This is a genomic window from Rathayibacter sp. AY1C5 (assembly GCF_002931705.1).
GTDB lineage: Bacteria > Actinomycetota > Actinomycetes > Actinomycetales > Microbacteriaceae > Rathayibacter.
Genome location: NZ_PSWD01000032.1, coordinates 1 through 25391, shown reverse-complemented (window position 1 = coordinate 25391; position 25391 = coordinate 1). Strand labels below are relative to the sequence as shown.

The window sequence follows — 25391 nt, the reverse complement described above, 5'->3', positions numbered from 1 at the left end:
GTCGGGTTCTGGGGAGCTGCGCTTCGCGGGAGGGCGGGGGGACGGCGGTCGACGGGACATGCTAATCGAGTAGTGAGCAGCGCGAGTATCGAGATCCCCTGACACGAACGCTCGGAGCGAGCCTGTCGAGTTCCCGCGTACGGAAGCGCCGGGTCGGTGCGTGCTGATCGAGGAACGGGCGTGTCGCGGCCGGGGGCACGGACGGGCTTCGGGTGGCCCCGCGCGGGTCAGACGGCGGTGACGACGTCGATGAGGTGGGGGGCGAAAGGGGCGTCGAGGGCGAGGACGATGCGGGTGCGGGCGTCGGAGGGATGGACGCCGCGGTAGATGCCGCGGAGGTCGGCGACGGTCTGGCCGCGGCCGGGGCCGTGGGTGGCGTCGACAGTGACGTGGACGCGCGGGGCGGAGGTGAGGGCGACGGCGTCGACGGCGATCGCGGCGGCCATCGGATCGTGCATGGCAGCGGTGCGCTCGCCGAAGTGGCCGACATAGAAGTCGAAGTAGAAGTCGAGCGCCTGCCCGATGGCCTGCGCGAGGGGATCGGGCGACGCGAGCAGGACGGCGCGGTCCTCCTCCGTCAGCAGGTGCCGCATGGTCACGTCCAGGGGCACGAGCGTGAGATCCCAGTCGGCCGCGACGACCTCGGCGGCGGCCGCAGGGTCGTGCCAGATGTTGGCCTCCGCCACGGCGGTCACGTTGCCGGGGACCAGCGCGGCTCCGCCCATCACGGTCACCGAGTGGACGAGGGACGCGATCTCCGGGTGCGCACGGAGGGCGATCGCGAGATTCGTCAGCGGGCCGATCGCGACCAGCCGCAGCTCGCCCTCGTGCTCACGGGCGAGACGGAGGAGGAGGTCGGCCGGATCCTCGTCGACCGGCTCGCCGCCCTCGGGCAGCGCGACCCCGCCGATGCCGTCGTCGCCGTGCACGTGCGGAGATCCGCCGGCGTAGTCCTCCTCGAGGAAGTGGTGCGCCCCCACGGCGACCGGCACGTCGTCGCGGCCGGCCAGCGCCAGCAGGCCGAGGCTGTTGACCGCGGCCCGGCGGGCGTCGGTGTTGCCGCTGACCGTGCTGATCCCGACGAGGCGGGCCCGGGGCGAGCGGAGGAGGTACGCCAGGGCGAGCGAGTCGTCGATGCCGGTGTCGCAGTCGAGGAAGACGGGGACGGTCGATGCGCTCACGGGGCTCCGATGCTCGAGGGTGGGGGACGCGTCGGGCACCGGCGGCCGACGCTCCCATTCTGCCGCTCCTCCGACGCGGCGCCCGCCGCCGACGATCAGAGCAGCGCGTAGGAGTCGCGGAGCCGCGCCCGCCACCAGGCGAGCCGCTCCGGTGACACGGCGTGACGGGAGAGGAGCTCCTCCGAGACCTCCACGCGGCCGACGGGGATGCCTCCGTCGACCGGCCGCAGCGGCCGCTCCGTGACGTCCGCGGCGAGGAGGGACGCGGTGCCGAGTCCGCAGTCGAAGGGCAGCTCGGGGAGCGCCGCGGCCAGGGCGGCGCCCATGGCGAGTCCGACCGAGCTGTCGATCGCGCTCGAGACCACCGCCGGCAGCCCCGCCTCGGCGACGAGGGCCAGCGCCCGGCGCGTCCCCCCGAGCGGCTGGGCCTTCACGACCAGCAGGTCCGCGGCTCCGGCCCGGGCGACGGCGAGTGGATCGGCGGCCTTGCGGACGCTCTCGTCGGCGGCGATCGGGATGCCCATGTACTTCACCCGGTAGCGCAGCTCCGCCAGCTCGTCGACGCTCGCGCACGGCTGCTCGACGTACTCGAGGTCGGACTCCGCGAGGGCGTGGACGGCGTGCTCGGCCTCGTCGAGGTTCCAGCCGCCGTTCGCGTCCACGCGGATCCGGCCCTCCGGACCGAGCAGGCGGCGGACCTCGACGACCCGGGCCACGTCGTCGGCCAGCGTCTGGCCGCGCTCGGCGACCTTCACCTTCGCCGTGCGGCAGCCGTGGTAGCTCGCGAGCACGGCGGCGACCTCGTGCGGTGCCACGGCCGGGATGGTCGCGTTCACCGGGATGCGGTCGCGCAGCGGTGCCGGCTGCTCGCTCCAGCCGTAGTCGATCGCCGCCCGGAGCCACGCCGCCGACTCCTCTGCGCCGTACTCGAGGAAGGGCGAGAACTCGGTCCAGCCCTCGGGGCCGCGCACGAGCGCGATCTCGCGGTGGTCGACGCCGCGGAAGCGGGTGCGGAGCGGCAGAGCGACGACGCGGAGTCCCGCGTCGATCTCGCCGAGGGAGGGGAGCGGGGAGGCGGGCACGACGTCGTCCATCCGGCCATTGTCCACCGGCCGGGGCCACGCGGCGGCCACCCGCGCGCAGGAGGTCGGCGACGCGCGCGCAAGCCCCCGGGGTCCCTCCTCCGAGCGGCCGCCGAGGTGCCAGACTGACGAGGCTGCCGTTGGAGTCCGGAGGAGTGCGATGAGCCAGATGCCGATGAGCCCGCCGCCCGCGCCCGCCCCGGGCCCGACGCAGGGCTCCGTCCCCTCCCACCGCCCGCTCGGCAGGGGCGCCTGGATCGCGCTGGGCACGAGCCTCCTCGTGGGCGTCGTCTACACCGGCGTGCTCGGCACGCTCGTCGCCGTCGGAGTGGGCGGCGCGCTCGACTCCGCCGCCGGCAGCGCGTCGACGAGCGCTCCGTCCGAGCCGTTCGGCGACCCGACGGACGACCCGTTCGGCAGCGGGGACCCGTCCGATCCGCTCTACGACTACCCCGGCTACCAGGACGGCGACGCCGCGACGATCCTCGGCCAGCCGTCCGCGGAGGACGTGCGCGCGAGTGCCGAGAAGGCCGTCGCAGCCGTCGAGGGCGCCGTCCCCGAGGAGTGGACCTCGGCCGACGACGAGTACTACGAGCAGTCGCAGAACGCCTACGGCGGGCCCTCCCTCCTCTACGACTACATCTCGGCGACCGAGTACGCCGCCGCCGACGTCTCGACCGACGCCGATAGGCAGGCGGCGGTCGACCGCTTCACCGCAGCGCTCTCGCCCCTCGGCTTCGACGACGTCGAGGTGGCCGACACCCCCGAGGAGTGGTCGGAGGCGGGCTACGAGCTCGACGGCGACCTCTCGGACGAGGAGGCCTCGGCCGCGCTCTGGATCGTCACCGCCCGCTCCTCCGCCGACCTCGTGCCCGCGATCGAGCTGGGCCTCGTCGACCTCGACGCCGATCCGACCGGCCTGGTCGCCGACATGCTCGACGGAGTCGGCCTCTCGCCGGACCCGCAGGGCGCGTTCCTCGCCGGGTACGCGAACGGGGTCCTGCAGGACGAGGACCGCGGCGAGTTCACCGACCGCCTCGAGGAGTACGGCGGAGTCGCCGCGACCTGACCGGGCGCTACAAGCAAGCCCGTCCGCCCGCAAGCCCGAATCGGCGCACCGCCCGCGCCCTACGGTGAGGGGATGGCTGCACCCCGCTCGACCAGGCCCCTGCGCGACTACGCCGCGATCGGAGACGGTCGCACGGTCGCCCTGATCGCGAAGGACGGTAGCGTCGACTGGATGCCCGTCCCGGACCTCGGCTCCACCCCCGCCTTCGCCGCCCTGATCGACGCCGAGTCCGGCGGCTGCGTCGAGCTCGCCCCCGAGGAGCCCGCCGAGGTCTCGCGCGCCTACATCCGCGACACGAACGTCCTCGAGACCACCTTCACCACCGAGTCGGGCACCGTCCGCGTGACGGACGCGCTCGTCACCGGGATCGCGGGCCGCCTCCCGTGGGCCGAGCTCGCGCGCCGCGTGGACGGTGTCGACGGCGAGGTGCGGATGCGGTGGGCCGTGCGTCCCGGAACGGGACTCGGCCGGTTCTCCCCGTGGATCCAGAACGCCGACGGCCGCTCGCTCATCCGCGCCGGCGACATCACCATCGGCGTCACCGGCCAGGAGCACGGGCCCGACGGCGACGACGCGCCCTCCGGCGCCGGCGACGAGCTGACGGGCTCCTTCGTCGTCACCGCGGGCAAGGACGCCGTGCGGCACGTCCTGGTCGTGTCGGCCACGCACGACGAGCCGCTGCACTTCCCGGTCGCGAAGAACGTCGACCGCGGCATCGACCGCACCATCCGCAGCTGGCAGGACTGGTCGGAGGAGTTCTCCTACGACGGCCCGTGGTCCGAGGCCGTCCAGCGCAGCGCCCTCGCGCTCAAGCTGCTGATCTACTCGCCCACAGGAGCCATCGCCGCGGCCGCGACCACGTCGCTCCCGGAGTCGCCCAACGGCGGCAAGAACTGGGACTACCGCTTCGCCTGGGTGCGCGACGCCGCGTACACGATGCACGCGCTGGTGCGATTCGGCCTGCGCGAGGAGACGCACGCCGCGCTGTCCTGGCTCCTCCGCACGATCAAGGAGCACGGGCCGGACCTGCACATCTTCTACGGACTCGACGGCTCCATGCCGACCGTCCTGGAGGAGTTCGACGTCCCGGGCTACGCCGGCATCGGCCCGGTCGTCGCCGGCAACGCAGCGCAGAGCCAGCTGCAGCTGGGCGTCTTCGGCGACCTCTTCGACATCTGCCGCATCTACGTCGACGAGGGCAACGTCCTCGACATCCAGACCGGTCGGCTCCTCGCCCGCGTCGCCGACACCACCTGCGACCTGTGGCGGAACCGCGATGCAGGAATGTGGGAGCTGGAGGAGGAGCAGCACTACACCTCCTCGAAGATGGGCTGCTGGCAGGCGCTCGACGCGGCCGTGCACCTGGCGGAGCTCGGCCAGGTCGCGGGCAGCCCCGACCGATGGCGCTTCGAGCGCGACCGCATCCGGGAGTGGATCGAGGAGCACTGCTGGTCCGAGGAGCTCGGCTCCTACGTGATGTACCCGGGCAGCGAGGAGCTGGACGCCTCGGTGCTCCTGCACGCGCCCAGCGGCTACGAGCGCGGCGAGCGGATGATCTCTACCATCGACGCCCTGGTGAAGGAGCTCGGCCGCGGCGCGCTGCTGTTCCGCTACTCCGGCATGGAGGGCGAGGAGCACCCGTTCGTGGCCTGCTCGTTCTGGCTCGCCTCCGCCCTGGCCTGCGTCGGTCGGCACGACGAGTCGGTCGCCCTGATGGACGAGCTCGTCGCCACGGTCCCGAACGACGTCGGGATCATGTCCGAGATGATCGCGGTCGACGACCTGGCCTTCTGGGGCAACCTGCCGCAGGGGCTCAGCCACCTCGCGTTGATCAACGCGGCCATCACCATCGAGGAGCTGGCGCCGGAGAAGGTCGGCCGCGCGTAACCCCACCGACTGCGTCCGCGCAACCCGTTGAGGGCCGGCTCCGAGGGGCGTAGACCGGTACCACCCCCTCGCACCGCACCCACAAGGAGCACCTCAGCATGGATCTCGGGATCACCGGCCGCACCGCCCTCGTCACCGGAGGCGACTCCGGCATCGGCCTGGCCACGGCGCAGCTCCTCCTCGCCGAGGGCGCGACCGTCGTGATCACCGACAAGGACCAGGCGGAGCTGGACCGGGCCGCGGCCGGGCTCGACGCTCCGGAGGGCCGCCTGCACGCCTTCGCCGCCGACGTCACCAGCACGGAGCAGCTCGCCGAGCTGCACCGCCGCGTGGCCGGAGCGGTCGGCGCGATCGACATCCTCGTGCAGTGCGCCGGAGTCACGGGGGCGCAGGGCCTCTTCCACGAGATCGACGACGAGGGCTGGACCAGCACCCTCGAGGTCGATCTGCTCGGGCCTGTGCGGCTCGTGCGCGAGTTCCTCCCCGACCTCCGCACCGGAGGCTGGGGCCGGCTCGTGCTCACCGCCTCCGAGGACGCCGTGCAGCCCTACGACGACGAACTGCCCTACTGCGCCGCGAAGGCGGGCGTCCTCGCCTTCGCCAAGGGCCTCTCGCGCTCCTACGCGCAGGAGGGCCTGCTCGTGAACACGGTCTCGCCCGCGTTCATCCGCACTCCGATGACCGACGCGATGATGTCCAAGCGCGCCGAGCAGAGGGGCACCTCGGTCGACGAGGCGATCTCGTCCTTCCTCGACGAGGAGCGGCCGTACATGGAGCTGAAGCGCCGGGGCGAGGCCGAGGAGGTCGCAGCCGTGATCGCCTTCCTCTGCTCCGACCGCGCCTCGTTCGTGAACGGCTCGAACTACCGCGTCGACGCCGGATCCGTCGCCACGATCTGATCCCCGCAACCACGGGCCCCGTCCAGCGCGCGCACCCCGCGCGTGCGGGCGCCGTCCAGCCGAAGAAGCCAGACTCGGGGCGGGATACCGCACCCGGCACTGCAAGAGAAAGGAACGGTCCATGACCACCACCCTCGAACGCCACGTCGAAGCCCCCGCGGGCTCCGGTGCCAAGACCAGCCGCCGTCAGAACGCCGAGAAGGGCTTCAAGGCCTCCAAGGAGCTGCTCGACAGCCTCCAGATCGTCCTCGTCGACCTGATCGAGCTCCACGTCCAGGGCAAGCAGGCTCACTGGAACGTCGTCGGCAAGAACTTCCGCGACCTCCACCTGCAGCTCGACGAGATCATCGAGGCCGCGCGCGAGTTCAGCGACGACATCGCCGAGCGCATGCGCGCCCTCCACGGGATCCCGGACGGCCGCAGCGACACCGTCGCCGCGACCACCACCCTCCCCGAGTACCCGCACGGCGAGATCGACACGGCCGAGACCGTCGACCTGGTCACGATCCGCCTCGAGAACACCGCCGCCACCATGCGCGAGGTCCACGACCAGGTGGACGAGGAGGACCCGACCAGCGCGGATCTCCTCCACGCGATCATCCAGAGCCTCGAGCAGTACGCCTGGATGGTGTCGGCCGAGAACCGCACCACCTCCGCCGCCAAGTAGGGGCGAGCACCGGAAGGGGACTCCGCGTCAGCGGGGTCCCCTTCCGTCCGCCCGGGCGGTGTCGAGTCGCCGTGCAGTCCGGATCAGTAGGGTCGTGGCATGAGCACGCAGGTCTCCGAACTGTTCGACGCCCACCGCTGGGCGGCCGTCGACGGCTTCGACGCACTCGAGGACATCACCTACCACCACGACCGCTCCGGCCGCATCGCGCGGGTCGCGTTCGACCGGCCCGAGGTCCGCAACGCGTTCCGGCCGCGCACGGTCGACGAGCTGTTCCGCGCCCTCGAGGACGCCCGGACGAACCCGCGCATCGGCGTCGTCATCCTCACCGGCAACGGCCCGAGCCCGCGCGACGGAGGCTGGGCGTTCTGCTCGGGAGGAGACCAGCGGATCCGCGGCCGCGACGGCTACCGGTACTCCGACGGCGAGACCGCCGAGGGCATCGACTCCGCGCGGAACGGCCGCCTGCACATCCTCGAGGTGCAGCGCCTCATCCGCTTCATGCCGAAGGTCGTCATCGCGGCCGTCCCCGGCTGGGCCGCAGGAGGCGGGCACTCGCTCCACGTGGTCTGCGACCTCACCCTCGCCTCCGCCGAGCACGGGCGCTTCAAGCAGACGGACGCCGACGTCGGCTCCTTCGACGCGGGCTACGGCTCCGCGTACTTCGCCCGCCAGATCGGGCAGAAGGCCGCGCGCGAGGTGTTCTTCCTCGCGCGGGAGTACTCCGCGCAGCGCGCCTACGAGATGGGCGCCGTGAACGCGGTCGTCCCGCACGCCGAGCTCGAGACGACCGCGGTGGAGTGGGCCGAGACGATCCTCACCAAGTCGCCCACGGCCATCCGGATGCTGAAGTACGCGTTCAACGCCGTGGACGACGGCCTCGTGGGCCAGCAGCTCTTCGCGGGCGAGACCACGCGCCTCGCCTACGGCACCGACGAGGCCGTCGAGGGACGCGACTCCTTCCTCGAGAAGCGCGAGCCCGACTGGTCGCCGTTCCCGTGGCAGTTCTGAGCCGGAGGGCACGCAGGTGACCCGCCCGCTCGCCGGTGTCGACGCGACGGTCGAGGCCGTCCTCCTCGCTCTTCGCGCGGCCCTGGACGGCAGCGGCCCGGCGATCCGCGTCTCCGCCCCCGGCGCTGCGACCGCCTCCGAGGATGCCGTCGTGCCGCAGCGCGTCGCCGCCGTCGTCGAGACCTCGGGCTCGTCGGGGCCGCCCAAGCGGGTCGCGCTCTCGACAGCGGCCCTGCTCACCAGCGCCTCCACGACCCTCGCCGAGCTCGGCGGGCCGGGACGCTGGCTGCTCTGCCTGCCGACGCACTACGTCGCGGGACTGCAGGTGCTCGTCCGCTCGCTGACCGCGGAGGCCGACCCGGTCGTCCTCCCGGCCGGCGGCTTCGACGCGGCGGCCTTCCTCGCTCTCGCTCGGACGATGCCGGCGGGGGAGCGGCGGTACTGCTCGCTGGTCCCCGTGCAGCTCGCGCGGCTGCTGGACCTCGCCGAGCGCGATCCGGCCGCGGCCGAGGCGCTCCGCTCGTTCGACGCGCTCCTGATCGGCGGCCAGGCGACGCCGCAGCCGTTGCGGGACCGCGCCGCCGCCCTCGGTGCGCGCATCCGCCTGACCTACGGATCGAGCGAGACGTCCGGCGGCTGCGTCTACGACGGCGTCCCGCTCCACGACGTGCGGATGCGCGTCGAGGACGGGCAGGTGCTGCTCGGCGGCCCGACCCTCGCGGAGGGCTACCTCGACGCCGACGGCGCGATCGACCACGAGCGCAGCGCCTCCGCCTTCCTCGAGCTCGACGGGGAGCGCTGGTACCGCACGGGCGACGCGGGGTCGATCGTCGACGGGCGCCTCCGGGTGACCGGTCGGCTCGACCGCGTGATCGTGTCGGGCGGGGAGAAGGTGTCGCTCGACGCCGTCGAGGCCGTGCTGCGCGAGGGGACCGTCCCCGACGCGGTCGTCGTGCGGCGGGCGGACGAGCAGTGGGGCGAGGTCCCGGTCGTCGTGACGGCGGAGGAGGCTCCCGCGCTCACCGACCTGCGCGCCCTGATCGCCGACCGCCTCGGGCGCGCCGCCGCTCCCGCGGCCGTGCTGCCGGTCGGCCGCATCCCCCTCCTCGCCTCCGGGAAGCCCGACCGCCGCGCCCTCGAGGTGCTCGCCGAGCAGGCCTGACCGGCTCCGAGCGTCGACGGGCCGGTGGGTAGGATTCCCTCCGTGTCGAGTACGAGTCGCAAGAAGAAGTCCTCCAGCGGCCGCCCCGGGGGCAGCCCGCGAGCGGTCGTCGTGAAGCCCGCCGGTCCCCGCGAGTGGATCGCCGGCGCCCGCCTCCGCACCCTCCCGCTGGCCGTCGCCCCCGTGCTCATCGGCACCGGAGCGACCCAGGTCGTCGACGAGGGCTGGCACTGGGTGCGCGCCCTGCTCTGCCTGGCAGTCTCGCTCGCCCTGCAGATCGCCGTCAACTACGCCAACGACTACTCCGACGGCGTGCGCGGCACCGACGCCAACCGCGTCGGACCCTCGCGGCTGACCGGCTCCGGAGCGGCGAAACCCCGCCAGGTGCTCACCGTCGCCCTGGTCTTCTTCGGGATCGCGGCCGTCGCCGGCCTCGTGCTCACCACCCTCTCGGGGCAGTGGTGGTTCCTGATCGTCGGCGCGGCGGCGATCGCGGCCGGGTGGTTCTACACCGGCGGACGCCGCCCCTACGGCTACCTCGGGCTCGGCGAGCTCTTCGTCTTCGTGTTCTTCGGCCTGGTCGCCACCGTCGGCACCACGTTCGTGCAGATCGGCCGCACCAACCAGGAGTCGTGGCTCGGCGCCGTGGCGGCGGGCCTGTTCGCCTGCGCCGTGCTCATGGTCAACAACATCCGCGACATCCCGACCGACCGCCTCTCGGGCAAGCGGACCCTCGCGGTCCTCGCGGGACCGGCCGTGTCCCGAGCGATCTACACGGGCTTCGTGCTGATCCCGTTCGGCATCGCGGTGATCCTCGCGCTGTTCTACCCGCTGGCGTGGCTGACGCTCTTCGTGCTTCTGATGATCCTGCCGGCCATCCTGATCACCCTGACGGCGAAGACGGCGAAGGAGCTCATCCTGGCGCTGCAGCTGACCAGCCTGGGCGGGCTCGCCTACGCGGTCATCCTCGGGGCGGCGCTGGCGTTCTAGAGCGGCGGCTCGCACGAGGCGGGCTCGGGTGGGCCGGATTCGGGTGAGATCGGCTGTTGCGCGCCGGGCCTGGTGCGAGCGGGGTCAGCGCGTCAGAGGGGAGGCCTCGCCGGCGGGAGCGCCCGGCTCAGCGGTCGTCGCGGGTCGCGTCGACCGCGGCGTCCTCGACGTCGTCGTCGGTCGGAGCGCGCGGGACGTCCTTGCGGCGCTCGTAGATCGCCTCCGCGATGCGCTCGCGGGGCTTCCTCAGCAGGATGTAGGAGAGGGACAGGCTCGCGATCGCGGCGACGAAGCCCGCGGTGACCGCGGCGGTCAGCTCCGAGTCGACGAAGGTGCGCGCCGGCAGGTACACCAGCACGAAGACGCCGGCGAACATCGCCAGGCGCAGGAGCGAGTAGACGACGACCGCGCGGCTCAGTTTCACCGGGACAGTGTACGTCGGCCCCTGCACGCGCTTCCGTGAGCACCGTGGGAGCCTCCTGTCCAGCGTCCGTGCGGACCCTCCCCGACGGGGGTGCCGGACGTAGACTCGTGTCCATGATCCGCCTCGTCATCGGCCTGCTCGTGGCCCTCGCCGTCTTCACGGTCTACACCGTGATCGACGTCGCGATGAGCAACCGTCACGCCGTGCGGGCGATCCCGAAGTGGTCCTGGCTCCTGGTGGTGCTGATCCTCCCGGTCATCGGTGCGGGACTGTGGTTCTGGATCGGCCGTCCCCGCAAGCAGCGCGCCGCCGGCCGCCGCTACACCGCTCCGGACGACGACCCCGACTTCCTCGGCACCCTCCGCACCGAGCGCGACCCCGAGGAGGAGCGCCTGCAGGCAGAGCGCATCGCCCAGCTCGAGCGCGACCTCGCCGACATGGACGAGCAGGGCGAGGCCGACGGCCCCGGCCGCCGGGATGCCTGAGCACCGGCCGGTCGCCCCCTCCACCCGATTCGCGGTCGACCTCCTCACCCGCTTCGCCGCGCTCGGCGTCCGCGACGTCGTCGTCTCTCCGGGCTCCCGCTCGCAGGCGCTCGCCCTGGTGGCGGCCGAGCTCGAGACCCGCGGCGACGTCCGGCTGCACGTGCGGATCGACGAGCGCTCCGCGGGGTTCCTGGCGCTGGGCCTGGCCCTCGAATCCCGGATGCCGGCGCTCGTGATCACGACCTCCGGCACGGCGACCGCGAACCTGCACCCGGCCGTGCTCGAGGCGGACGCCTCGGACGTGCCGATGATCGTCCTGACCGCCGACCGGCCCGACGAGCTGCGCGGCATCCGCTCGAACCAGACGGTCGAGCAGCGCGAGCTGTACGGGCGAGCCGTGCGGCTGTTCGAGGACGTCGCTGCTCCGGACGACGCCTCCCGGCCCGAGGACGCGCGGGCGCTCGCCGATCGTGCCGTCACCGCGGCGCGACGCGGGCCGGTCCACCTGAACCTCTCCTTCCGCGATCCGCTCTCCTCCGCTCTGCCCGACATGGAGCGGATCGAACCGGTCTCGTCGCCCGCCGTCGGATACGGGATCCCGCGTGCCGTCGTGACCGCCGGTCCTGGTGAGCCGCTCACGGTCGTCATCGCCGGGGACAAGGCGGGCGCCGCGGCCGAGGAGATCGCTCGCGCCGGCGACTGGCCGCTGCTGGCCGAGGTCTCCTCCGGCGCCCGCTTCGGACCGCAGCTCGTCGTCGCCTGGCGTCGCCTGCTCGGCGAGCCCGACTTCGGCGGACGCATCCGCCGGGCGATCGTGCTCGGACACCCGACGCTCTCCCGCGAGGTCCCCGAGCTGCTGCGGCGCGAGGACGTCGAGGTCATCGTCGTGGACGCCGTGCGCGAGCAGTTCTACAACCCCGGCCGGCGCGCCCGCCGCGTCGGAGGCGTCGACGTGGTCCGACCCGAGGGGTCGCCGCGTCCCGAGCGCGGCGAGCGCGCCTGGGCCGGATCCTGGGTGTCCGCGAGCCGCGCCCTGACGGTCGACCCCGACGAGCTGGACGAGGTCCCCGACGCCGGGTCGATGTCGGTCGAGGACCGCCGCGGCTACGCGCGCAACGCCCTCGCCGCGATCAGGGCACCGCTCACCCGCGACTTCGTCGTCGCCGCGGTCTGGAAGGTCACCTGGCCGCACGACCGGCTGCTGTTCGGAGCGTCGCGGCTGATCCGCGTCGCCGACGGGACCCTGCCGGGCAAGCGGATATCCGTCCTGGCGAACCGCGGCCTCGCCGGCATCGACGGCACGATCTCGACGGCTCTCGGGATCGCGGTGGCTTCGCAGGCGACCGAGCAGGGAGCCGGCGGAGTCACCCGCGCGGTCCTCGGCGATCTCACTCTGCTCCACGAGGCCGGCGGCCTCCTCCTCCCGCCGGGAGAACGGCGCCCGCGCGTGCAGCTCGTCATCGTGAACGACGGGGGCGGCACGATCTTCGACGGACTCGAGGTCGCGTCGAGCTCGCATCCCGATGCGTTCGACCGCGTGCAGTTCACTCCGCAGAACGCCGATCTGGAGGCTCTCGCGCGCGCCTACGGGTGGGGCCACCGTCGTGCGGCGACGCGCGGCGAGCTGGAGCAGGCGCTGACCTCGCCGGGCGACGGGCCGGGCATCGTGGAGATCCGGCTCGAGCGCTGAGTCCTCGCGGGTCCGGTCGGACGGTCCTCCACAGGTCGTCGTCGGACGCTGTTCTCCCGGGGACGCCTCGTTCGAGCTCCGCAGCTCGTCAGCTGCTGCTTCGCTGGAGGCATGGCTGATGCGGAGACCGTGCGAGGAGAGGTCCTCGCCCTCGGCGACCGGGCGGCGGCGCTCGCCAGGAGCGCCTCCCCGGTGCTCCTGTCCGCGGCGGAGGCGCTGCACGCGGGACACTGCGCGGCGCTGACCTGTCCCGACGCGTTCGCCCGAGGCTCCTCGGCGGACAGCAAGGATGCGACGGACCTCGTCGAACGGTCGATCCGAGCGGAGTTCGCCGTCGCCCTCGGGGTCTCCGAGCGCACCGCCGCCAGGGAGCTGCTGCACGCCTCGCTCCTGATGGAGGAGCTGCCGCGGACCCGGTCCGCGCTCGCCGACGCCAGAATGCGCTGGGAGGCCGGCCAGCTCATCTGCTCCGTCGCGGCGACCCTCCCCGCAGCGGCGCGCGCGGCCTACGACGACCGGGCCGTCGACCTCGCGGAGACGCTGACCCCGGGGCAGCTGCGACACGCCCTCGCGCGGGTGCGGGAGGAGCTGCACGACGAGCCCCTCGCCGAGCGGCACGCTCGCGCCCGCGAGGACCGCCGGGTGTGGATGACAGCCGGGATCGACGGCATGGCAACGGTGTGCGCGCACGTCCCCGCGCCCGAGGCCGTCGGAGCGCTCGCCCGGCTCGACCGCATCGCGAGGGATCTGCGGGACGGCGCCGAAGGGGACCGCGATCTGCGGACGCTGGCGCAGCTCCGCGCCGACGCGTGGGCCGACCTGCTCTGCCACGGGGACGTGGCGGGGACCACTCCGGAGGGAGCCGCGGCGCCCTCGACCGGGCTGCGGGCCGAGGTGAGAGTCACCGTGGCGGCGAGCACCGCCGCAGGTGACGACGAGGCGGCCGCCGAGCTCGACGGCTACGGGCCGATCCCCGCCGAGGCGGTGCGAGCGCTCATCGACGACGACGCCGCCTTCACTCCCGTGCTGACCGACGAGGAGACCGGCGCGGTCGTCTCCGTCGGGCGCCGCCACCGGCTCCCACCGCCGAGGATGAGGCTGCTGGTCCGCCTCCGCGACCAGACCTGCCGCTTCCCGGGCTGCACCCGGCCGGCGTCCTCGACGGAGACCGACCACAGCGTCGAATGGCGGAACGGGGGAGAGACGACTCCCGACAACCTCGCCTCCCTGTGCGTCGCCCACCACCACGTGCGCCACGGCGACCGGTGGACGTATCTGCTCCATCCGGACGGCACAGCGGACTGGACCACACCGACCGGCCGCCGCGTGACGACCCGGCCGCCGGCGCTGCCCGGGCGACCGCCGGTGGGCGCAGGACGACGGCCGGGTGCTCCCCGGCTCGACGGGGACCCGGCGGGGTAGGCGCCGGGTAGCCGACGGCTTCAGCGACTCCCGACGTGCGTCAGGCCAGCGCGTCGGTGATCGGGCGGAACTTCATGCGGGTCTCGGCGAGCTCGGACTCGGGAACGCTGTCGGCCACGATGCCGGCGCCCGCCCAGGCCGTGACCGCGCCCTCGGCCGTGACCTCGGCGCTACGGAGTCCGACGGCCCACTCGCCGTCGCCGTTGCCGTCGATCCAGCCGACGGGTCCTGCGTACCGACCGCGGTCGAAGGGCTCCAGGTGCTCGATGAGCGCAAGGGCGTCGGCGGTCGGAGTGCCGGCCACTGCCGCGGTCGGGTGAAGAGCATCGACGAGATCGAGCGCGCTGGAGGAGTCGTCCAGAATTCCTCGCACGTCCGTCGCGAGGTGCCAGAGATTCGGCAGGCGGAGCGTGAACGGGGCGGCGCCCGCCGTCAGCTCCCGTGTGTGGGGCTCGAGTTCCCGGACCAGACTGGCGAGAGCGAAAGCGTGCTCCGAGCGGTCCTTCGGACTCTCGAGCAGAGCGGCCTCCACGTCCGCGTCGGCGAGGGGATCCTCGCCTCGTGCGGCCGTGCCGGCCAACACCCTCGCCGAGATCTCGCCCCGATCGACCGCGACCAGCGTCTCCGGACTGGCGCCGAGGAATCCGTCCACGGCGAAGCCCCAGCAGTCCGGGTACCGCTCGGTGAGCGCACCCAGCATCCGACGCAGGTCCGCCCCCGGCGGGAGCCGCCCCTGCAGATCGCGCGCGATCACGACCTTGGACAGCTCACCCGCCCGGATCGTCTCCACCGCGGCAGCGACCGCCGCGCGGTACCCGTCCGGCGGCAGCGCACCCGGCGAGAGCGGCACGTGGTACTCCGCCCCCAGCGGCTCCTCGCTCGGCGTATACGGTCTCTCCGCCTCGCCGTTCGTGATCCGCGTCAGCCATGACCGGCCGTCGCGCGTCCCGATCACGGTGCGCGGCACGATCAGCACGCTCGTCGCCTCGGATCGGCTCGAGAAAGCGAAGGTCCCGAACGCGACCAGCCCCGTCCCGGGCAGTCCGACCCGGTCCTCCACCGTCGCCGCGTCGCAGAGCCGACGCCAGGCCGCCGCCGCCTCCCGCAGCCGTTCCGGGCCCGAGAACTCGAGGCGCAGGGCCTCGCCGCGTCCGCTGAGCCCGGCGCCGTCGCGCTGCCAGAGGAGGGGCCGCCTCGGGTCGGAGTGGGAGAGGAGCGACGGCGGAGAGTCCAGTGGAGTCGTCTCCGCACGCAGCAGGGGGGTTCCAGCGCCGATGAGCGTCACCTCAGCAGGGTACGCCCGCGCCAGAGGATGGGACGTCCCATGCCGCGGGGCTCGGGGCGCAGGGCTCCGTTGCTACCGTGATCCGGACCGGGGCCGCCGCGCGAGGCGGAGCGGGGCGGTCCCGGCGCTTCCCTAGGGGGGAGCGCGCCGACCGGGCGCGGGACGGCGGATGCACAGCCGCCGTCCCGCGTCTCGCCGTAGACTTGCGGATCGTGACGAAGGCAGACCTCACCAAACGGCCCGACGAGGTCGCCTCGATGTTCGACACCGTGGCTCCCGCCTACGACCTGGTGAACGGACTCCTCTCGGTGGGGAACGACCGGCTCTGGCGGATCGCGACGACTCGCGCCGTCAACCCTGCTCCCGGTGAGCGCATCCTCGACATCGCGGCCGGCACCGGCACGTCGAGCGCGTCGCTGGCGCGGTCGGGCGCCCAGGTCGTCGCAGCCGACTTCTCCCCGGGAATGATCGCCGTCGGCCGTCGCCGTCAGGCGGGCAACGACCGGATCGAGTTCGTCCAGGCCGACGCGATGGATCTCCCGTTCGAGGACCAGTCGTTCGACGCCGTGACCATCTCGTTCGGTCTGCGCAACGTGGCCGAGCCGAGGACGGCGCTCGCCGAGTTCCTGCGTGTGCTGAAGCCCGGCGGCCGGGTCGTGATCTGCGAGTTCTCGACTCCGCCGATCGCTCCGCTGGCCGCCGCGTACGCCTTCTACCTGTCGACGGTCATGCCCGCCGTCGTGCGCCTCGCGTCGTCGAACAATCCTGCGTACGACTATCTCGGCGATTCCATCCGGGCCTGGCCGGAGCAGAGCGTCGTCGCCGCCTGGCTCCGCGCGGCGGGCTTCGAGCGCGTGGCCTACCGCGATCTGACCGCTGGCATCGTGGCGCTGCACCGCGGCGTCAAGCCGATCGCGGCGACCCGATGACGACCGGGGTCCGCACAGGCCGAGACGTTAGGGTTTCCCTGTGAACGCCACTGCGCCCGTCGCCCGTCGCAGCCCGTCTCTGACGGCGCAGCTCGGCCTCTCCGAGCGCATCTTCTCCTCCTCGTCGGACCGGGCTCTCGCCCGCACGATCGACGCGGGTCTGGAGCAGGTCGAGGAGGGTCTCGTCCGGCAGCTGTCCTTCGCGGACGCTGTGGCCGACGTCTCCACCCGGTACCTCCTCGAGGCGGGCGGCAAGCGTGTGCGCCCGATGCTCACCCTCCTGGCCGCGTCGCTGGGCCGCGGCAACACGCCGCAGGTCCTGCTCGGTGCGCAGGCGATCGAGATCACGCATCTCGCATCGCTCTACCACGACGACGTCATGGACGAGGCGGAGAAGCGCCGCGGCGTCCCGTCGGCGCAGACCGTGTGGGGCAACAACGTGGCCATCCTGACGGGCGATCTGCTCTTCGCCCGCGCGAACCAGCTGATGGTCGAGCTCGGCGACAAGGCGATCCGGCTCCAGGCCGACACGTTCGAGCGTCTCGTCCTCGGGCAGCTGCACGAGACGGTCGGCCCGACCGACGGCGAGGACCCGGTCGAGCACTACCTGTCCGTCCTGGCCGACAAGACCGGGTCCCTGATCGCCGCGGCGGGCCGCACGGGAGTCGCGTTCTCGGAGGCTCCGGAGGAGTACGAGGAGGCCATGCGCGTCTTCGGCGAGAAGATCGGCGTCGCCTTCCAGATCGTCGACGACGTCATCGACCTCTCTCCCCAGCCGGAGGAGACCGGCAAGAACCCCGGCACGGACATCCGCGCCGGCGTGTCGACGCTGCCGATCCTGCGCCTGCGCGAGCGCGCCTCCTCGGACAGGGACGCCGCGGCTCTCCTCGCCCGCATCGAAAGCTATGTGAGCCGCTCGAACGACGCCATCGCGCACACGGAGGAGCAGAGCGCCGACATCTCGGACGCCATCGCTCAGCTGCGCGATCACGACGTCACCGCGCAGACCCTCGCCGAGGCCCACCGGTGGGCCGACGAGGCCGTCGCCGCCCTCGCTCCGCTGCCCGACGGCTCCGTCCGCAAGGCGCTGACGCGCTTCGCCGACACCGTCGTCGAGCGCAACGGCTGACCCCGATCGTCGCGGCGCGCCCTGCGCCGCAGGAATGAGACCGGTTGTGCGCTGCGGCGCCCCGGCAGGAGGAACGCAATGACCAAGCTCAGGCTGGCCATCGTCGGCGCGGGTCCCGCGGGCATCTACGCCGCCGACCTCATGATCAAGGCCGAGAAGAAGTACGACGTCTCGATCGATCTGTTCGAGCACCTGCCCGCGCCCTACGGCCTGGTCCGCTACGGCGTCGCGCCCGATCACCCGCGCATCAAGGGGATCATCACCGCGCTGCGGGAGGTGCTCGACCGGGGCGACATCCGCATCTTCGGCAACGTGCACTTCGGGACCGACATCACGCTCGAGGATCTCAAGCGGCACTACCACGCCGTGATCTTCGCGACCGGCGCCGTTCGGGACGCTCCGCTCGACGTCCCGGGTGTCGAGCTCGAGGGCTCCTACGGTGCGGCCGACTTCGTCAGCTGGTTCGACGGCCACCCCGACGTGTCGCGCACCTGGCCGCTGGAGGCGTCCTCCGTCGCTGTCATCGGCAACGGCAACGTCGCGCTCGACGTCTCGCGGATGCTGGCGAAGCACGCCGAGGACCTCCTGCCCACCGAGGTCCCGCCGAACGTCTACGAGGGGCTGAAGGCGTCTCCTGTCACCGACGTGCACGTCTTCGGGCGCCGCGGTCCCGCTCAGGTGAAGTTCACGCCGCTGGAGCTGCGCGAGCTGGGCGAGCTGCGCGACGTCGACATGATCGTCGCCGACGAGGACTTCGACCTCGATCCCGCTTCGGAGGCCGCCATCGCGACCAACAAGCAGGTCATGGTCATCAACCGGGTGCTCAACCAGTGGCGCACCCGTGAGGTCGGGAGCGCCTCGCGTCGTCTCCACCTGCATTTCTGGGCGAAGCCGCTCGAGTTCGTGGACGACGGATCCGGTCGGGTCGGCGCGATCCGGTACGAGCGCACCGAGCCGGACGGCGAGGGCGGAGTGCGCGGCACGGGTGAGATCCGCGAGGTCCCGGTGCAGGCCGTGTACCGCGCGGTCGGCTACTTCGGCTCGCCGCTCGATGGCCTCCCGTTCGACGAGATGCGCGGCGTGATCCCGAACCGCGAGGGCCAGGTCCTGGACGACGAGGACCAGCAGGTCCACGGCGTGTACGCGACCGGCTGGATCAAGCGCGGACCGGTGGGCCTCATCGGGCACACCAAGTCCGACGCCATGGAGACCGTCGCGCACGTGCTCAACGACCAGGCGTCCTGGTGGACGCCCGAGCACCCCGAGGAGGCGGCCGTGGTCGCCCTGCTCGAGGAGCGGGAGATCGCCTACACGGATCTCGACGGCTGGCACCGGCTGGACGAGCACGAGATGGCGCTCGGCGAGCCCGAGGGCCGTGCGCGCGTGAAGGTCGTTCCTCGCGAGGACATGATCGCGATCTCGCGGGCGGAGCCGGTCGCGCTCTGACGCGTGCTCTCCGAACGGCCCTCCGGTGCACTCCGGGGGGCCGTTCGTCGTTCCGGCGCGGACGCCGCGCACCTCCTCTAGGATTCGGGCACCGCTCTGGACGGAGACAGCATGACCACGGCCTCGCCCCACGACGTCATCCGGGTGCGCGGTGCGCGCCAGAACAACCTCCGGGGGATCGACGTCGACATCCCGAAGCGGAGGATCACCGTGTTCACCGGTGTCTCGGGCTCCGGCAAGTCGTCGCTCGTCTTCGGCACCATCGCCGCCGAGTCCCAGCGCCTCATCAACGAGACCTACTCCGCCTTCGTGCAGCAGTTCATGGGGTCGCCGGCCCGCCCGGACGTGGAGTCGCTCGACGGACTGTCGGCCACGATCGTCGTCGATCAGGAGCGGATGGGGTCGAACGGCCGGTCCACGGTCGGCACGGCGACCGACGCGTACACGATGCTGCGGATCCTCTTCAGCCGGATCGGCGACCCGCACGCGGGCACGAGCGGTGCGTTCTCCTTCAACCTGCCGGAGGGGATGTGCCCCCGGTGCGAGGGAACGGGCCGGGTGTCGAGCATCGACCTCGACGCGCTGATCGACCGCTCGAAGTCGCTCGAGGGCGGTGCTCTCGACGCGATCCCCAACTTCGTCGTCGGCGGCTGGTACTGGAAGGGCCTCGCCGAGTCCGGCCTCTATCCGGCCGATGTGCCGATCGCAGACTTCACGCCCGAGCAGATGGACGCGTTCCTCCACCGTCCGGCCACCAAGATGGCCATCGCCGGGATGACGATGACCTACGAGGGCCTCCTGGTGAAGGTCACCCGCCTCTACCTGGCGAAGGAGGCGGCCCAGCCGCACATCCGCGCCTTCGCCGAGCGGGTGGCCACCTTCGCCGCCTGTCCCGAGTGCGGAGGCGGCCGGCTCACCCGGGCGGCGCTGGAGTCGCGCATCGGGGGCCGGAACATCGCCGAGTGCGCCGCGCTGCAGGCGACCGACCTCGCCGCGTGGCTCCGCGGACTGCAGGCGCCGTCCGTCGTTCCGATCGTCGAGACCCTCCTCGGGACGCTCGACGCCCTCGTCCAGGTCGGCCTCGGCTACCTGTCGCTCGATCGGGAGTCGGGCACCCTCTCGGGCGGTGAGGCGCAGCGGGTCAAGATGGTGCGGCATCTGGGATCGAGCCTCACGGACGTCACGTACGTCTTCGACGAGCCGACGGCGGGTCTGCATCCGCACGACGTCTCGCGGATGATCGAGCTGCTGCGCCGCCTGCGGGACAAGGGCAACACCGTCCTGGTGGTCGAGCACAAGCCGGAGATCATCGAGATCGCCGATCACGTGGTCGACCTCGGTCCGAGGGCCGGTGCGCACGGCGGCGAGCTGCGGTTCGAGGGGACGGTGGCGCAGCTGCGCACGTCCGACACCCTGACGGGCCGTCATCTCGGTCACCGCGTCCCGCTGAAGGAGGCCGTGCGCCGTCCGACCGGGGCGGTGGAGATCCGCGGGGCCTCCACGCACAACCTCCGCGGCGTCGACGTGGACGTCCCGCTGGGCGTGCTGACCGTCGTCACCGGAGTCGCAGGGTCGGGGAAGTCGTCGCTCCTGCACGGCTCGCTCGCGGGTCGGCCCGGCGTGGTGGTGGCCGACCAGTCGCCGATCCGCGGCTCGCGGCGCAGCAATCCGGCGACCTACACCGGGGTCCTCGACGCGATCCGGGCGGCCTTCGCGAAGGCGAACGGTGTGAGACCGGCGCTCTTCAGCGCGAACTCGGCAGGCGCCTGCCCCGTCTGCAAGGGGGCCGGGATGATCTTCACCGAGCTGGGCCCCGCCGCGACGGTCTCGTCGGTCTGCGAGGAGTGCGACGGCAAGCGGTTCACCGCTGAGGTGCTCGAGTACCGCCTCCGCGGGAGGAACATCCACGAGGTGCTCTCGATGCCGATCGTCGACGCCGCGGAGTTCTTCGCGAGCGGACCGGCGCACACGGTGCTCGCCCGTCTCGTCGACGTCGGTCTCGGCTACCTCACGCTCGGACAGCCGTTGAACACGCTGTCCGGGGGCGAGCGCCAGCGCCTCAAGCTCGCGATCAACATGGCCTCGTCCGGATCCGTCTACCTGCTCGACGAGCCGACCACGGGCCTGCACCTCGCGGACGTCGACACACTGCTCGGACTGCTCGACCGGCTGGTCGACTCCGGGAACTCGGTCGTGGTGATCGAGCACCACCGCGCCCTGATGGCGCACGCGGACTGGATCATCGACGTGGGGCCCGGAGCCGGGCACGACGGAGGGACGATCGTCTTCGAGGGGACTCCGGTCGGGCTCGCGGCGGCGGACACGCTGACCGGACGCGCCCTCGCCGAGTACGCGCGCTGAGGCGCACGGAGCCGCGACGTCCGCGGGTCAGCGCGAGAACGGGCCGGACAGGGCCGCCCACTGCAGGAGCATGATCGTCTTCGCGTCGACGATCTGCACGCCGATCTGGGTCAGCGCCTCGTCGAACGAGAGCTCGAGGACCTCGATGTCCTCGCCCTCGTCGGCGAGTCCCGCGAACGCTCCGCTGCGGGTCCCCGCGCGGTAGCGCCCGGCGTAGAAGTGCAGCTTCTCGGTGACCGAGCCGGGGCTCATGAACGCGTCGAACACGTGCTCGAGCCGGCCGACCTCGAGTCCGGTCTCCTCGGACGCCTCGCGGCGGGCGCCCTCCTCGGGCCCGTCCTCGTCCAGGAGACCGGCGGGCACTTCGAGGAGCATCCCGTCGAGGTCGCCGTTCACGTACGCGGGGTAGCGGAACTGCCGGATCAGGACGACGGTGCGCGCGTCGGCGTCGTAGAGCAGGACCGCCGCGCCGTTACCCCGGTCGTAGGTCTCGCGCTGCTCGCTCGTCCAGCTGCCGTCGCGGTGCCGGTAGTCGAAGCGGGTGGTGCGGAGGACGTACCAGTCGCTCGAGAGGAGGGTGACCTCCTTCACGACCACGTCGGGGTTCCCGACGAGGTCGAGCCCGTCCCTGTCGAGTCCGGTGCGGCCCCGCCGGTCGGGCTCGTCGATTCCGGCGGTCACGCGCGTGCTCCCGTGTGCGTCATTCCTCAGCGGAAGTTGACGAACTGGAGGTCGAGCTCGAGGTCGGCCCCGCGCAGGAGCGCCATGGTCGCCTGGAGGTCGTCGCGGCTCTTCGAGGAGACGCGGAGCTCGTCGCCCTGGATCTGCGACTTGACCGACTTCGGCGCCTCGTCGCGGATGAGCTTGTTGATCTTCTTCGCGTGCTCCTGGTCGATGCCCTCCTTGAGGGCGGCCTCGATCCGGTACTCCTTGCCGGACGCGAAGGGCTCGCCCGCGTCGAGGCTCTTGAGGCTGATGCCGCGCTTGATCAGCTTCGACTGGAAGACGTCGAGGATGGCGTTCGCCCGCTCCTCGGTGTTGGCCTTGATCAGGATCTTCTCGCCGCTCCAGGCGATAGAGGCGCCGACGTTCTTGAAGTCGTAGCGCTGCTCGACCTCCTTGTGGGCCTGGTTCAGGGCGTTGTCCGCCTCCATCTTGTCGATCTTGCTGACGACGTCGAACGTTGAATCTGCCATGGCTCCGAGTTTAGCTTTCAGGCGTGGCGGAGCCCGGCCCCAGGCGCGGCTGGTACCTCTGAGGGGTGCGCCGCCTCCCCGTTCTCGTCCTCGTCCCGCTCGCCGGCCTCCTCCTGGCCGGCTGCGGCCAGCGGCCGCCCGCGCTGACGGTCGAGGAGGGCCTGTCCACCGTCCCTCCCGCGGCGACCGCTCCCGTCGCGGCCGACCCCGTCGTGCTGGAGGATCCCGAGCAGGCCGCGGCGACGCCGGTGCGACTGCTCGCCGACGAGGCGTGGCTGGGCACGGCGTCCGAGGGGAGCGGCATCCCGCTGCGTGCGCTCACCGCCTACGCGGGCACGGCCCTCCTCACGGCGTCGGTCGACCCCGACTGCCGGTTGGACTGGGCGACCCTGGCCGGCATCGGCTACGTCGAGAGCAGGCACGGCACGATCGACGGCGGCGAGCTGGGCGAGGACGGGCGGCCGACGGAGCCGATCTACGGTCCGCGCCTGGACGGAACGCGCTTCGACCGGGTCCCCGACAACGACGGCGGGGCTCTGGACGGCGACGCCGAGGTCGACCGGGCGATGGGTCCGCTGCAGATCATCCCGGCGACGTGGATGGCGTGGGCGTCGAGCGGATGGGATCCGCAGAACGTGGACCAGCAGGCGGTGACCGCCGCCCGGTACCTCTGCGACGCCGGCGGCGACCTCTCGACGGAGTCGGGATGGCGGGCGGCGATCGCGGCCTACAACCCGGCCGGGAGCTACGCGGGGAAGGTCGCGGAGGCGGCGTCCCGCTACGCGGCGGAGGCGGACTGAGGCCTCGCGGCACCGATTTCCGATCCGCCGGTCGCGTGGGTATCCTTGCTGAGCGCCTCCGGTTGTGAACACGTGGTCGGGTGCGCCACGGCGAGTTACCCTAGCGGCCAAAGGGATCTGACTGTAAATCAGACGGCGTAGCCTTCGGGGGTTCGAATCCCTCACTCGCCACCGAGCAGGAACACCCAGCAGACGCCCCGGCATCACGAGATGCGCGGGGCGTTCCGCATGTCGGGGGATCGCCCTTCCGGCGGAGCGCCTTTCCGGGGGAGCGCCTTTCCGGCCCGCCCCGTCGCCTCAGCCCCGCGCCTCCTGCTCCAGGAACGCTGCGAGGGAGAGCGGCGGCCGTCCGGTCAGCCGCTCGACGTCGGACGAGACGTGCTCCAGCTGTCCGGCGGCGATCGCGGAGTAGGTGCTGACCCAGGCGTCCAGCTGCCAGCCCGGTGCGTTCCAGCGGCGGCGTGACGCGTACGCCTCCTCGAGGGTCTCGTCGACGTACACGGCGGGGCGGCCCGCCGCCGTCAGGGTCGCCGCGACCTCGTCGAGGGTGAGGGCCTCGGGCCCGGTCAGCTCGTAGGCGGCTCCGCGGTGCTCGGAGGGGGAGCGGAGGACAGCCGCGGCCGAGCGGGCCACATCCTCGCGCGCGACGACGGCGGCCCGGCCCGTTCCCGCGGGTCCGCGGATCGCGCCGTCCTCGCCGAGCATCGCGGGCAGGAAGTCGAGGTAGAGGTTGTCGCGGAGGAACGTCCAGCCCATGCCCGAGCGGCGGATCGCGTCCTCGGTGGCCGCGTGGTCTCGGGCGAGGGTGAAGACCGCGTCGGGTGCGGCTCCGGCGAAGGAGGTGTAGACGACGTGCTCGACACCCGCGGCGGCGGCTGCACCGACGAACGCGAGGTGCTCGGCGCGGCGCTCCTCGTTCTCGGAGGCGGAGACCATCAGGAGGAGGCGCGCGCCCTCGAGCGAGTCGCCCGCGTCGGCGAAGGAGGAGCGCACCACCTCGGCCCCGGTGAGCTCGGGCGCGCGGGACGGGTCGCGGACCAGCAGGCGGAGGGCGTGACCGGCGTCGGCGAGCTCGCGCGCGACGCGACCGCCCACGGCTCCGGTGGCTCCGGTGAGGGCGATAGGGGTGCTCATCCCCCCATGATGGGCCCGATCCCTAGGCTGGGACCATGAGCGACAACGCCCCCCTCCTCGCCATCGCCCGCTCGATCGCCGTCGAGGCGGCGCACCTCGCCCGCCAGCGGCGGGAGGACGGTGTCGAGATCGCCGCGTCGAAGTCGTCCCCGGAGGACGTGGTGACGGCCGCGGACCGGGAGGTCGAGGAGCTGATCCGCCGGCGCCTGGCCGAGGCGCGTCCGGACGACGGCTTCCTCGGCGAGGAGTCGGGGTCGGGGGGCGGCACGAGCGGGCTGACCTGGGTCGTCGATCCGATCGACGGGACCGTCAACTACCTCTACGGCATCCCCTCCTACGCGGTCAGCATCGCTGTGGTGGAGGGGGAGCCGGATCCCGCGACCTGGACCGCGCTCGCCGGCGCGGTCGTGAACGGAGCGACGGGCGAGGTGACCACGGCCAGCCGAGGCGGGGGAGCCGAGCGGGACGGAGTCGTGCTGCAGGTCTCGGCTCCCTCCTCCCTCTCGCTCGCGCTGGTGGGCACCGGCTTCGGCTACGACGCGGGCCGCCGGATGCGTCAGGGCGCCGTGGTGCAGGAGCTCCTGGGCTCGGTCCGCGACATCCGCCGCATCGGCTCGGCGGCGCTCGACCTGTGCTCGGTGGCCACCGGGCAGCTGAACGCGTACTACGAGCGGGGCCTGAACCCGTGGGACCTCGCTGCGGGCGCCCTCATCGCCGAGGAGGCGGGTGCGCGGGTCGCGGGACTCGACGGCGCACCCTTCGGCTCCGGGCTGCTCATCGCGGCACCGGATCCTCTCTTCGCCGAGCTGGAGGATCTGCTGCGCCGCCTGCGCGCGGACGAGGTGTAACCGCTCTCCCAGGCCGAGCCGACACGGATTCCGTGCGCCGAGAGGCGGATCGGCGCAGGATCCCGCCGGGGCTCGCCGCGCGTCGTGCCCCGATCGCGCCTGTGCGCGGCGGCCTCTGGCCGGATCCCGCCGGCCGTGGTTATCCTTTATGAATTCGTGATGTTCGCACAGGCTGCGCTCACGGAGCCGAGCGTTGCCTCTCCCTGGAGGCCCGCTCGTCCCCTGCCCCCGACGGAAGACATCGATTTCGTGAGCCCCGATTCGCCGGGGGTCGATGCAGGGGCAGCGGGGGCG

23 protein-coding genes and 1 tRNA gene are annotated in these 25391 nt (G+C 72.6%); 17 read left to right on the top strand and 7 right to left on the bottom strand.

All coding sequences use genetic code 11. The features are described 5' to 3' along the window. Positions 1 to 227: 227 nt before the first annotated feature. Positions 228 to 1181, bottom strand: coding sequence for a nucleoside hydrolase (locus tag C5C57_RS15725; protein WP_104247940.1), 954 nt, complete (start codon positions 1179 to 1181; stop codon positions 228 to 230). A gap of 95 nt (positions 1182 to 1276) precedes the next feature. Next, entirely contained in the window at positions 1277 to 2275 is a 999-nt protein-coding gene (locus C5C57_RS15720) for an o-succinylbenzoate synthase (protein WP_104247928.1), read from the bottom strand. Positions 2276 to 2423: 148 nt separating this feature from the next. Here C5C57_RS15720 and C5C57_RS15715 point away from each other — a divergent pair, with 148 nt between their 5' ends. The 7 genes from C5C57_RS15715 to C5C57_RS15685 all read left to right on the top strand — a co-directional run bounded on the left by C5C57_RS15715 (position 2424) and on the right by C5C57_RS15685 (position 9948). Continuing rightward, positions 2424 to 3332 carry a hypothetical protein gene (locus tag C5C57_RS15715; protein ID WP_104247929.1) on the top strand — a complete coding sequence of 303 codons (909 nt, stop codon included), beginning with the start codon at positions 2424 to 2426 and terminating at the stop codon, positions 3330 to 3332. A 72-nt stretch (positions 3333 to 3404) separates the two neighbouring features. Beyond that, complete coding sequence (locus tag C5C57_RS15710) at positions 3405 to 5219, top strand: glycoside hydrolase family 15 protein (protein WP_104247930.1); 1815 nt, start codon at positions 3405 to 3407, stop codon at positions 5217 to 5219. Positions 5220 to 5317: 98 nt separating this feature from the next. Next, complete coding sequence (locus tag C5C57_RS15705; protein ID WP_104272796.1) at positions 5318 to 6118, top strand: SDR family NAD(P)-dependent oxidoreductase; 801 nt, start codon at positions 5318 to 5320, stop codon at positions 6116 to 6118. A 121-nt stretch (positions 6119 to 6239) separates the two neighbouring features. Continuing rightward, positions 6240 to 6785 (top strand): Dps family protein, encoded by a 546-nt coding sequence (locus C5C57_RS15700; RefSeq protein ID WP_104223596.1) that lies wholly within the window; start codon positions 6240 to 6242, stop codon positions 6783 to 6785. A gap of 99 nt (positions 6786 to 6884) precedes the next feature. Then, entirely contained in the window at positions 6885 to 7796 is a 912-nt protein-coding gene (locus C5C57_RS15695; RefSeq protein ID WP_068255374.1) for a 1,4-dihydroxy-2-naphthoyl-CoA synthase, read from the top strand. Between the two features lie 16 nt (positions 7797 to 7812). Beyond that, positions 7813 to 8958, top strand: coding sequence for an AMP-binding protein (locus C5C57_RS15690; RefSeq protein WP_104297840.1), 1146 nt, complete (start codon positions 7813 to 7815; stop codon positions 8956 to 8958). Between the two features lie 42 nt (positions 8959 to 9000). Then, on the top strand, positions 9001 to 9948 hold the full coding sequence (locus tag C5C57_RS15685; RefSeq protein WP_374953312.1) for a 1,4-dihydroxy-2-naphthoate polyprenyltransferase: 948 nt from the start codon (positions 9001 to 9003) through the stop codon (positions 9946 to 9948). Positions 9949 to 10075: 127 nt separating this feature from the next. On the opposite strand, the gene C5C57_RS15680 is transcribed toward C5C57_RS15685, so the two are convergent. After that, the gene (locus tag C5C57_RS15680) at positions 10076 to 10372 is read right to left on the bottom strand and encodes a DUF4229 domain-containing protein (RefSeq protein WP_104239140.1); all 297 of its coding nucleotides are present in this window, start codon (positions 10370 to 10372) and stop codon (positions 10076 to 10078) included. Between the two features lie 113 nt (positions 10373 to 10485). Between C5C57_RS15680 and C5C57_RS15675 the strand changes: the two genes are divergently transcribed. The 3 genes from C5C57_RS15675 (at position 10486) to C5C57_RS15665 (ending at position 13969) form a co-directional block, all read left to right on the top strand. Next, positions 10486 to 10857 (top strand): PLD nuclease N-terminal domain-containing protein, encoded by a 372-nt coding sequence (locus C5C57_RS15675; protein ID WP_104225908.1) that lies wholly within the window; start codon positions 10486 to 10488, stop codon positions 10855 to 10857. After that, entirely contained in the window at positions 10850 to 12547 is a 1698-nt protein-coding gene (gene menD, locus C5C57_RS15670; protein ID WP_104247932.1) for a 2-succinyl-5-enolpyruvyl-6-hydroxy-3-cyclohexene-1-carboxylic-acid synthase, read from the top strand. The genes C5C57_RS15675 and menD overlap by 8 nt, the downstream gene beginning before the upstream one ends. 111 nt (positions 12548 to 12658) lie before the next feature. Continuing rightward, complete coding sequence (locus tag C5C57_RS15665; protein ID WP_104247933.1) at positions 12659 to 13969, top strand: HNH endonuclease signature motif containing protein; 1311 nt, start codon at positions 12659 to 12661, stop codon at positions 13967 to 13969. Positions 13970 to 14009: 40 nt separating this feature from the next. Here C5C57_RS15665 and C5C57_RS15660 read toward each other — a convergent pair whose 3' ends face one another. Next, on the bottom strand, positions 14010 to 15254 hold the full coding sequence (locus tag C5C57_RS15660; RefSeq protein WP_374953313.1) for an isochorismate synthase MenF: 1245 nt from the start codon (positions 15252 to 15254) through the stop codon (positions 14010 to 14012). Between the two features lie 212 nt (positions 15255 to 15466). Here C5C57_RS15660 and ubiE point away from each other — a divergent pair, with 212 nt between their 5' ends. From ubiE to C5C57_RS15640, 4 genes are all read left to right on the top strand, one after another. After that, positions 15467 to 16183 (top strand): bifunctional demethylmenaquinone methyltransferase/2-methoxy-6-polyprenyl-1,4-benzoquinol methylase UbiE, encoded by a 717-nt coding sequence (ubiE, locus tag C5C57_RS15655; RefSeq protein ID WP_104247943.1) that lies wholly within the window; start codon positions 15467 to 15469, stop codon positions 16181 to 16183. Between the two features lie 40 nt (positions 16184 to 16223). After that, positions 16224 to 17312: a polyprenyl synthetase family protein gene (locus tag C5C57_RS15650; protein WP_104233415.1), complete on the top strand. Its 1089-nt coding sequence runs from the start codon at positions 16224 to 16226 to the stop codon at positions 17310 to 17312. Positions 17313 to 17390: 78 nt separating this feature from the next. Next, positions 17391 to 18758 carry an FAD-dependent oxidoreductase gene (locus C5C57_RS15645; protein ID WP_104223603.1) on the top strand — a complete coding sequence of 456 codons (1368 nt, stop codon included), beginning with the start codon at positions 17391 to 17393 and terminating at the stop codon, positions 18756 to 18758. A 111-nt stretch (positions 18759 to 18869) separates the two neighbouring features. Beyond that, positions 18870 to 21119 carry an excinuclease ABC subunit UvrA gene (locus C5C57_RS15640; protein ID WP_104247934.1) on the top strand — a complete coding sequence of 750 codons (2250 nt, stop codon included), beginning with the start codon at positions 18870 to 18872 and terminating at the stop codon, positions 21117 to 21119. Positions 21120 to 21146: 27 nt separating this feature from the next. Here C5C57_RS15640 and C5C57_RS15635 read toward each other — a convergent pair whose 3' ends face one another. After that, positions 21147 to 21800 (bottom strand): NUDIX domain-containing protein, encoded by a 654-nt coding sequence (locus C5C57_RS15635; RefSeq protein ID WP_104223605.1) that lies wholly within the window; start codon positions 21798 to 21800, stop codon positions 21147 to 21149. 26 nt (positions 21801 to 21826) lie between these two features. After that, a complete protein-coding gene (locus C5C57_RS15630; protein ID WP_104297839.1) occupies positions 21827 to 22315 on the bottom strand; it encodes a YajQ family cyclic di-GMP-binding protein in 489 nt (162 codons plus the stop codon). Positions 22316 to 22380: 65 nt separating this feature from the next. On the opposite strand from C5C57_RS15630, the gene C5C57_RS15625 reads away from it, so the two are divergent. Beyond that, on the top strand, positions 22381 to 23115 hold the full coding sequence (locus tag C5C57_RS15625; RefSeq protein ID WP_104247936.1) for a hypothetical protein: 735 nt from the start codon (positions 22381 to 22383) through the stop codon (positions 23113 to 23115). An 89-nt stretch (positions 23116 to 23204) separates the two neighbouring features. Then, positions 23205 to 23286 (top strand) — tRNA-Tyr (locus C5C57_RS15620). A gap of 126 nt (positions 23287 to 23412) precedes the next feature. Here the strand turns inward: C5C57_RS15620 and C5C57_RS15615 are convergent. Further along, the gene (locus tag C5C57_RS15615) at positions 23413 to 24249 is read right to left on the bottom strand and encodes an SDR family oxidoreductase (RefSeq protein WP_104297838.1); all 837 of its coding nucleotides are present in this window, start codon (positions 24247 to 24249) and stop codon (positions 23413 to 23415) included. Positions 24250 to 24284: 35 nt separating this feature from the next. Between C5C57_RS15615 and C5C57_RS15610 the strand changes: the two genes are divergently transcribed. Beyond that, entirely contained in the window at positions 24285 to 25097 is an 813-nt protein-coding gene (locus C5C57_RS15610; protein WP_104297837.1) for an inositol monophosphatase family protein, read from the top strand. The last annotated feature ends 294 nt before the right edge of the window (positions 25098 to 25391 follow it).

What these genes read in the sequence shown, in the direction of transcription:
- C5C57_RS15720 (WP_104247928.1), bottom strand. Translation starts at nt 2,275, where the DNA reads ATGGACGACGTCGTGCCCGCCTCCCCGCTCCCCTCCCTCGGCGAGATC.
- C5C57_RS15715 (WP_104247929.1), top strand. Translation starts at nt 2,424, where the DNA reads ATGAGCCAGATGCCGATGAGCCCGCCGCCCGCGCCCGCCCCGGGCCCG.
- C5C57_RS15710 (WP_104247930.1), top strand. Translation starts at nt 3,405, where the DNA reads ATGGCTGCACCCCGCTCGACCAGGCCCCTGCGCGACTACGCCGCGATC.
- C5C57_RS15705 (WP_104272796.1), top strand. Translation starts at nt 5,318, where the DNA reads ATGGATCTCGGGATCACCGGCCGCACCGCCCTCGTCACCGGAGGCGAC.
- C5C57_RS15700 (WP_104223596.1), top strand. Translation starts at nt 6,240, where the DNA reads ATGACCACCACCCTCGAACGCCACGTCGAAGCCCCCGCGGGCTCCGGT.
- C5C57_RS15695 (WP_068255374.1), top strand. Translation starts at nt 6,885, where the DNA reads ATGAGCACGCAGGTCTCCGAACTGTTCGACGCCCACCGCTGGGCGGCC.
- C5C57_RS15675 (WP_104225908.1), top strand. Translation starts at nt 10,486, where the DNA reads ATGATCCGCCTCGTCATCGGCCTGCTCGTGGCCCTCGCCGTCTTCACG.
- menD (WP_104247932.1), top strand. Translation starts at nt 10,850, where the DNA reads ATGCCTGAGCACCGGCCGGTCGCCCCCTCCACCCGATTCGCGGTCGAC.
- C5C57_RS15665 (WP_104247933.1), top strand. Translation starts at nt 12,659, where the DNA reads ATGGCTGATGCGGAGACCGTGCGAGGAGAGGTCCTCGCCCTCGGCGAC.
- C5C57_RS15645 (WP_104223603.1), top strand. Translation starts at nt 17,391, where the DNA reads ATGACCAAGCTCAGGCTGGCCATCGTCGGCGCGGGTCCCGCGGGCATC.
- C5C57_RS15640 (WP_104247934.1), top strand. Translation starts at nt 18,870, where the DNA reads ATGACCACGGCCTCGCCCCACGACGTCATCCGGGTGCGCGGTGCGCGC.
- C5C57_RS15630 (WP_104297839.1), bottom strand. Translation starts at nt 22,315, where the DNA reads ATGGCAGATTCAACGTTCGACGTCGTCAGCAAGATCGACAAGATGGAG.
- C5C57_RS15615 (WP_104297838.1), bottom strand. Translation starts at nt 24,249, where the DNA reads ATGAGCACCCCTATCGCCCTCACCGGAGCCACCGGAGCCGTGGGCGGT.
- C5C57_RS15610 (WP_104297837.1), top strand. Translation starts at nt 24,285, where the DNA reads ATGAGCGACAACGCCCCCCTCCTCGCCATCGCCCGCTCGATCGCCGTC.